5 protein-coding genes are annotated in these 6158 nt (G+C 43.7%); all 5 read right to left on the bottom strand.

The window, feature by feature from the left end:
- Positions 1-187: 187 nt before the first annotated feature.
- Positions 188-1894: a phospho-sugar mutase gene (locus tag ACRYKC_RS16635; protein WP_433808353.1), complete on the bottom strand. Its 1707-nt coding sequence runs from the start codon at positions 1892-1894 to the stop codon at positions 188-190.
- A gap of 14 nt (positions 1895-1908) precedes the next feature.
- Positions 1909-2883: a mannose-6-phosphate isomerase, class I gene (manA, locus tag ACRYKC_RS16630; RefSeq protein ID WP_433808351.1), complete on the bottom strand. Its 975-nt coding sequence runs from the start codon at positions 2881-2883 to the stop codon at positions 1909-1911.
- Between the two features lie 123 nt (positions 2884-3006).
- On the bottom strand, positions 3007-4410 hold the full coding sequence (locus ACRYKC_RS16625; protein WP_433808349.1) for a sucrose-specific PTS transporter subunit IIBC: 1404 nt from the start codon (positions 4408-4410) through the stop codon (positions 3007-3009).
- Positions 4411-4572: 162 nt separating this feature from the next.
- On the bottom strand, positions 4573-5562 hold the full coding sequence (locus ACRYKC_RS16620; protein ID WP_433808347.1) for a LacI family DNA-binding transcriptional regulator: 990 nt from the start codon (positions 5560-5562) through the stop codon (positions 4573-4575).
- A gap of 152 nt (positions 5563-5714) precedes the next feature.
- The gene (locus ACRYKC_RS16615) at positions 5715-5951 is read right to left on the bottom strand and encodes a hypothetical protein (RefSeq protein WP_433808345.1); all 237 of its coding nucleotides are present in this window, start codon (positions 5949-5951) and stop codon (positions 5715-5717) included.
- Positions 5952-6158 lie beyond the last annotated feature (207 nt).

Raw genomic sequence — 6158 nt, 5'->3', positions numbered from 1 at the left:
GGGGGATTGTTCCCTAACTTCGATGGATTGTTCCTTAACTCAGGGGGATTGTTCCCTAACTTCGGTGGAATTCCTTATCGCATGTACGCTGGCTTAACGTAGGAGTTCTGTTCCTGAATGGCGGGGGTCTGTTCCTTAAAGAGTAAAAAACCTCCAGCCAAGATGGCTGGAGGTTTCCTTATAAATATTAAATGAGCGCGTGCAAACGTTCATTTACGGTTGATTTCAGTGATTCAAGTAACTTCTCGCTATCCGCCTTGGATGACGTTTTCACGCCGAAGTAGAACTTGATTTTCGGTTCTGTTCCTGATGGACGCAAGCAGAACCAGCAGTCGTCCTCCAGGATGAATTTCAAGACGTTAGACGTTGGCAGGTCAATTTCTTCTACCGAACCGTCTTCCACATAGTGGCGCTCGGTTGTTGCGTAGTCTTCAACTGCCACAACTTTTTTGCCACCCACTTCTTTAATATCCGCATCACGGAAGTCGTCCATAATTTGTTTAATCTTCTCAGCGCCTGATTTACCGTCAAGCTTCACGGACAGTAAATCTTCCAGGAAATACCCGTGCTTTTGATATAGTTCATCAAGAGCATCAAGCAATGTTTTGCCCTGGTTCTTGTAATACGCTCCGACTTCGGCGATCAGTACGCAAGCCTGGACAGCGTCTTTATCACGCGCAAAGTCTTTGACTAGATAGCCATAGCTTTCTTCATAGCCGAATAAGAATTTGTGATCACCGGTTTGCTCGTATTCACGGATTTTCTCACCAATGAATTTAAAGCCTGTCAGAACATCAAGAGTGCTTACGTTGTGATGGTTTGCAATCACTCGCCCAAATTCAGACGTTACGATCGTTTTGATCAATTGACCGTTGTCTGGAAGGTTTGGTGTGTGCTCCAAAATGTAATCCAGCATTAAAGCACCTGTCTGATTACCAGTAAGCACTTTAAACTCCCCGTTTTCATCAGGTACTGCAACTCCCATACGGTCGGCATCAGGGTCTGTCGCTAATAAAAGGTCAGCTTCAATCGCATTTCCTTGATCGATCGCCATAGCAAATGCCTGATGCTCTTCAGGATTAGGGGATTCGACTGTAGAAAATTCAGGATCTGGCTGGGCTTGCTCTTCTACAATATGAATGGAAGAGAATCCACTCTGCATAAGACCTTTTTCTACAAGGTCGCGTGCCGTACCGTGTAATGGTGTGAAAACTAGTGAGATATCTTTCTGGATATCAGGCTGAACCGTAACGGTTTTCAGTTTTTCTAAATAAGCATTGTCTACTTTTTCATCGATCCAGTTTAGAAGCCCGTTCTCCTCAAGCTCTGCTTGATCCGCAGCTTCAACGTTCAACTCATTTTCTACCTTATTTACAAAATTGATCATTGATTCAGCCTGCTTCGGAGGCAGCTGTCCTCCATCTTCATTATAGGCTTTGAAGCCATTATATTCTGGAGGGTTGTGGCTCGCCGTAATGACGACCCCTGCAGCCGTTTGCAAGTGGCGGACGGCGAAAGATAGTTCTGGTGTTGGCCGTAAAGAGGTGAACACGTAAGAAGGGATGCCGTGGTGACCCAGCACACGAGCCGTTTCGACAGCAAACTCTTTTGACATATAACGGGAGTCGTAAGCGATGGCAACTCCACGGTTGGACAACCCGCGATCGTTGACGTAAGAAGCTAGTCCTTCCGCTGCTCTTCGGATTGTGTAGATGTTCATGCGATTTGTACCCGGACCTAATTTTCCGCGCATGCCGCCTGTACCAAACTCTAGATTTTTATAAAAGGCGTCTTCCAAAGATTGTTCATCAGAATCGATTTCAGCCAGCTGGTTTGATAGTTTTTCATCTAATTGACCAAATTCTTTCCAGCGATTGTATTCATTTTTCCACATGTACACCACTCCTTTTATAATTTACGCCCTGCGTTCTTATTAGAACGAGAGACGATGAACGAAGCATTGCCCTCCATTGTGTACGTCTCTATGGACGCCGGGAGGATAAAGTGATCTCCTTTTTCAAAATCATAGGATCGGTTATTGATGAGAACCTGTCCTTCCCCTTCCAGTACACTAGCCAGTAAATAAGGTTCCGGGGCCATCTCACCGCTTCGGCCTTCAAGTTCCCAGCGATAGACTGAGAAATACTCTTCTTCAATGAGCGTTTCGATTTGCAGATCAGTATCGTAGGACTGTTCGCGATCGATGACAGGATCCTCATGAGGTACTGTCGTTACCTCCAGGGATTTTTCAAGGTGCAGTTCACGCTTGTTCCCGTCCTTACCAACACGATCGTAGTCGTAGACACGGTACGTGATATCGGAGCTCTGCTGAGTTTCGAGGATTTGAATCCCTCCTCCTATGGCATGGATCGTGCCGCTTGGGACATAGAAAAAGTCGCCAGGATGAACAGGAATTCGACGTAAAAGGCCTTCCCATTCTTCATTCTCCACCATACGCTCTAATTCCTGTTTATTTGACGCATGATGACCAAAAATTATTTCGGATCCTTCTTCACAGTCAATCACGTACCAGCATTCGGTCTTCCCGTAATTCTGGTTTTCTAGTTCACGTGCATATGTATCATCTGGATGGACCTGGACAGAAAGATCCTTTTTGGAGTCTAAAATTTTCACTAATAAAGGAAACTCTTCGCCCTCTTCACCAGCAAAAAGTTCACGATGCTCCTGCCACGCATCGGCAAGTGTCTTGCCTTTTAAAGGTCCATTCTTAATAACGTTCGATCCGTTGGCATGACCAGAGATACACCATGCTTCTCCCGTCTGTTCTGAGGGGATGTCGTAGTCGAAAATCTCTTGTAATTTTGTTCCTCCCCAGATTCTCTCCTTAAATTCTGGCTGAAGGAACATTGGTTGGTTGTACATGTTTTGCACCTCATTCCTATTGTTACTCCCCGTTATTGTACCATACCCGATGTCAAATCTTACAAAAACAGACCAGGTCAGATATGGGAATATCTGTATGACCTGGTCCGCCAATAAATGGGATTATTTATTTTCAAGCATTTTGTCGTTGTAGCCGAATACCCACGTCAGTCCGAAGGCGACTCCGATGGCTATAACGTTCGAAATGATATAGTTGGCAAATGGGAACAACCCATCCAAGTACAGCAGCATTCCTGGAATTACTGTGATGGCCATTCCGGTTCCAGCCAGTCCGATAAGAGAAGCATAGAATCCGCCAGCAGCGCCTCCGATAAGTCCCATGACAAATGGTTTCATGTAACGAAGGTTTACACCGAAGATCGCAGGCTCAGTGATTCCAAGGAACGCGGAAAGCGCAGATGGAAGAGCCAAAGCTTTCATTTTCTTCTGTTTTGATTTCAATCCAACAGCTAGTGCCGCTGCACCTTGAGCTGCTATTCCCGCTGAAATAATTGGGTTGAACGGGTTTTCGCCCAAACGCTCAAGCAATTGAATTTCCAGCAAGTTGAAAATGTGGTGCACCCCTGTGATAACGATCACCTGGTGCAGTCCTCCGATGATTAGCCCACTAATTCCAAATGGAAGCTCAAGAATAGCACGTGTCGCTGAGAAGATTCCGTTTTCGACTACGTGGAAAATCGGTCCAATGACAAACAAAGCAAGAGTAATCATGATTAATAGCACAAGAAAAGGTGTCAGAATTAAATCAAGGGCTTCCGGTATTTTCTTCCGTAAGGCTTTTTCAAGCTTCGCCCCTATAATACCCGTAATGAATGCGGGAAGCACAGAAGCCTGATAACCAACGACCGGGATAAATCCAAAGAACATAATCGGCTCGACTTCACCGCCGGCGATATCCCAGGCGTTCGGAAGAGAAGGTGATACGAGCATTAGCCCTATAACAATACCGAGGAGTGGACTGCCTCCAAACACTTTAAAGGTGGACCATGCCACTAATGCCGGCAGGAATATAAATGCGGTATCTGTCAGAATCTGTGTATATAGAATGAAGTTCTCTGAGATGTCCTCAGGTGCTAATCCAAACATTGCAAGAATTTGCGGCTGTGTAACGAGTCCACGAAGACCCATGAACAAACCAGTAGCAACTAACGCCGGAATGATTGGTACGAATACGTCCCCAAATGTACGGATCCAACGTTGGAACATATTGCCCTGTTGTTTTGTTTCCTCTTTCATTTCAGATTTTGTCGTACCTTCAACATTCAGCTTCGTCACTTCTTCGTAGATTCGGTTTACCGTTCCTGTTCCGAAGATGACTTGCAGTTGACCAGAGTTATAGAAGGCACCTTTCACTTTGTCGATGTTTTCGATTGCGGAGATATCTGCCTTTTCTTTGTCGTGAAGCATAATCCGAAGACGTGTGGCACAGTGCGCAACAGAAGCTACATTACCCTCTCCACCTGCGGCCTCAATGACTTGTTTAGCAATTTGTGAATTATCAGCCATTAACCATTCTCCTTTCAAAAGTAGTGTTAACATGTAATCGATTACACATTCTTCAAAAAAATAAAAGCTTAAAATAATGCCTAAAAAGTTCGGTTGAGTTCACTTATAAATTGGAAATCATTCCTTGTGTGAACGATTACATGATTGCGTTTTCATGTAGAACTATACACTATCTCGTAGAATTAGTCTATACGTTAGCTCAAATTTTTCTTCAATTTTTTTATCATTGATTTTATTCAATAACAATTCAGCAGCTTTTTTCCCTGCATCCTTATTAAAGTAGTCGATCGTCGTCAGGGATGGAGTGATGTATTTGGACATACTGGATGCTCCAATTCCTACGACGGCCATATCTTCAGGAATCTTATATCCCTGTTCTTTCAAATATTCCATCGCCCCGATCGCCATTCGATCGGTAACCGCAAATACAGCGGTCGGTTTATCATCTTTACAATCACGAAGTATCGTTTTCATTTGCTCGTAGCCGGAGTCGATCGTGAAATCACCTTGCCCGACCATCGCTTCACTTACAGGCAGACCGTGTTCTTTCATCATATCGCGGTAGGCTTGTTCACGCACTTTTCCTACAGATGGATCTTCAGGACTCACACCAATAAAGGCAATTTTTTCATGTCCCTTGTGAATCAGCATGTTTGTAAGGTCTGCAGAGGCATGATAGTCATCGTAGACGAGAGACGTCACTCCTGGGAGCTCTTGTCCGATCGCTAGAAATGGCACCTGTATCTGCTTGATCGTCTGTATTAAAGCGTCGTTGATGTTCGTAGCAAGCAGAATGATGCCGTCCACATGCCTACTTTTCAAAAGACGAATGTAATCGATCTCTTTATCTTTATCGAGTTCAGTATCTGTCAGAAGGATTTGAAACCCTTCTTTTGCCAGCACTTCATTAATGCCGTTAACGACTCTTGTCGATGTTTCCGTACTCAAACGCGGCAAAATCACCCCAATGACGCCGGAGCGTTTCGTACGTAGTGATTTCGCTGACTGGCTTGGCATATATCCGGTCTCTTCAACGATTTTCATGATGCGTTTACGTACATCCTCGCTTACGTATCCACTATTATTTAAAGCTCTTGAAACTGTCGTGCGGGATACGTTCGCAAGTTTCGCAATATCATTGATTGTCGTCATCTCTTTCATCTCCCATGGAATCCTTTTCATATACCATCCTATTGAAAATGCTTTCAGTTGTCTAGTCTTTCCAATAAAATTCCTTTAAATGGTTACTGCCTTCATGAATAAACCCTGGACAAAATATCCAGGGTTCAGAGACTCTAACTTTATTAATCATTCTGAGGGAGTAAGCTGCGGAAATGTTCTCTGATGCTCCATTCAATGTAGGCGTCGTGTAGTGCACCGGATATTGTTGTGCAGAGATTATCGATCGCTCGGTGGATCGCAATGATGCCTTCACGGCGAAATTCTTCCTTTCTTCCTATTCCCCATTCTGCGATAATCTCATCGATGATTCGTTGATATTTTTTTAGAGGTCCTGTCAATGGACCAACAGGGACATTCATGATCCGCTCCTCCTTCCTTCACTAGGTATATTTATTTATATTTTATTTGTTAAAATAAGTCAAGATAACCATTATTATGTCGAATCATACACTTTTTCATTTTTTCCTTCTCCATTCATTTATCCTTCATTTTCTATCCGCTATAATGAGTGAAAACCGCATTTTTATATAGGAACAGAGGAAAATTTTCAAAAATAGATCTAATTA

The organism is Halobacillus sp. A1-3 (assembly GCF_050971765.1).
Taxonomy (GTDB): domain Bacteria; phylum Bacillota; class Bacilli; order Bacillales; family Halobacillaceae; genus Halobacillus; species Halobacillus mangrovi_B.
The sequence above is the reverse complement of the archived record's forward strand: the minus strand, read 5'-3'. Positions and strand labels throughout refer to the sequence as shown.